1 pseudogene is annotated in these 236 nt (G+C 41.9%); it reads left to right on the top strand.

The features are described from left to right. Positions 1 to 236: pseudogene (locus R2R70_RS23115) on the top strand (sodium-dependent transporter); the annotation flags it as partial.

The following is a 236-nucleotide window of genomic DNA, read 5'->3' as shown; positions in this document are numbered from 1 at the left end:
ACGTGGGTCATTGGGGCCTTGATAGCAGTTGTTAGCATTACGATTGTGTGTAACCTAGGCGCATTATTTGGTTTAGTGATCACACTTACCACTAAGGTTGCGCAACCATTACTTGGCTTAATGTGCTGTATTTTTGTAGGCTGGATTTGGTACAGAAATTCATTACTACAAGCCATTCAACAGGGCAATCCCGAGGTACAAACTACGCTATTTTGGAAAATATGGCCTTGGTATAC

The sequence above is a fragment of the Cobetia sp. SIMBA_158 genome, assembly GCF_046566945.1.
Classification (GTDB): domain Bacteria; phylum Pseudomonadota; class Gammaproteobacteria; order Pseudomonadales; family Halomonadaceae; genus Cobetia; species Cobetia amphilecti.
This window is presented reverse-complemented; position numbering and strand designations above follow the sequence as displayed.